Origin of the sequence: Halogeometricum sp. S3BR5-2, assembly GCF_031624635.1 — an archaeon.
GTDB lineage: Archaea > Halobacteriota > Halobacteria > Halobacteriales > Haloferacaceae > Halogeometricum > Halogeometricum luteum.
In genome coordinates, this window is the sequence record NZ_JAMQOQ010000017.1 from 1 (window position 1) to 1,465 (window position 1,465).

A 1,465-nucleotide genomic window follows, 5' to 3' on the forward strand; every position below is an offset into this window, starting at 1 on the left:
GACAAATGAGCGTCTCGACCACGCGGTACGTCGCCGGGAAGCTACTCCGCGTCTCCGCCGTGCTCGTATTCGCGTTCTTCGCACTCGGCATGATACTCTGGACCGTCGTGCTCGGTCCCACGGCGGCGGGAGTCACTATCACGTCGCTCTCAATCGCACTCTCCGCGTGGGCAATCGCCGTGGCACTCGTCGGGAAGCACGTCATGTACCCGTCCGAGACGGAGGCGGAGTGAATGGCGGGCGTTGAATGGCGTTCTATCGGCACCACGAAAGAGACGAAAGAAGGAGTGTTCGAGGAAGCCAAAACCGAGCTTGAATCTGAACTGGGGCGGCCTCTCACACAACCCGAAGCAGTACATGAACTGTGTGAGGCGTACCTCCGGTTGAAACGGCGTCAATCGCCTTCTGCGGACGACTGAGTACCCTTAGACTGCCGACTCATAGATTGGTTCTGAGTACTGTGTTTCCTAACCGGTTCTTCAGAAGCACCGGCCTGTATCTGAAGAGTGCAATAGACGGCCATGATTTTCGCCATGAAACCGCCATGATGATGCATTGATATACTGTGTATACTTACTCCCAAGAAATCCGATTTTGAGAGGTCCCGAGTAATATCCGAGGCGGTCGGGAAGGGACCCATTTTGCGGTGAAGCGGCCACAGATTAGGTGTAGTGACTCGGGGTATGTCGGACGTGATGCGGCTCTCCTCCTCGGACACGCCCGGATCGCTCATACGCTCCTCCACTTCTCGTCAAACTCTTCATGCAGACGCCGGCCCGAGAACTTGATGTACTTCTGCGAGGTCTCCAAGTCCGCGTGTCCCATGGCCGACTGAATAGCTGACGCCGTGAAGTCCTGTGCCGCCAGTCGCGTCCCGAACGTGTGTCGAAGGACGTGGGGAGTGACCTTCTTCGTGATACCCGTCTCGGCCGCCACGTCGCGCACACGGCGATAGAGAGTCATCCGAGACATACCGAGCGTATCCGACTCTGCGAACCACCAGCGGAGCAACTGGCGTGTTCTCTCGTCCCTCAGTGGGATACGGCGCGCGCCCTCCGCCGTCTTCGGTGTCCACACGCCGTCATCGTCCGAGCAACACCCCCGGTCACACGTCTCTTCTGGTGGGATACGTATCTCTCCGTCTTGGAAGTGTATCCAGTCGCGCGTCATGTGTGCGAGTTCCGAGGCGCGCATCCCGGTGTACGCCAGCGTGTAGATAACCAGCGAGTGTTTACTGTCGAACTCGTCGGCCGCATCGAGTAGTTCAGCCAGTTCAGTTTCCTCCAACGGTTCCCGTTCCCATGATACCATGACTGTATCTATGTATCACCGTGATACAACTAAGTCTTTCCGGTGCCGTCTAACTCGCTGAGAAAGGGTGTTTCGTACTGTTGCCATGGTCCGGGTGTTACACTCTACTGAAGACTGTATCATACGAGAGACGAGAGAAGGAGAGTTAGGTATC

2 protein-coding genes are annotated in these 1,465 nt (G+C 56.9%); one reads left to right on the forward strand and one right to left on the reverse strand.

The genetic code is table 11. The features are described 5' to 3' along the window. The coding region (locus tag NDI79_RS23490; protein WP_310931056.1) for a hypothetical protein at positions 1-233 on the forward strand (233 nt) is incomplete at its 5' end. A gap of 496 nt (positions 234-729) precedes the next feature. Here NDI79_RS23490 and NDI79_RS23495 read toward each other — a convergent pair. Beyond that, positions 730-1,311 carry a tyrosine-type recombinase/integrase gene (locus NDI79_RS23495; RefSeq protein ID WP_310931057.1) on the reverse strand — a complete coding sequence of 194 codons (582 nt, stop codon included), beginning with the start codon at positions 1,309-1,311 and terminating at the stop codon, positions 730-732. Positions 1,312-1,465: the final 154 nt, after the last annotated feature.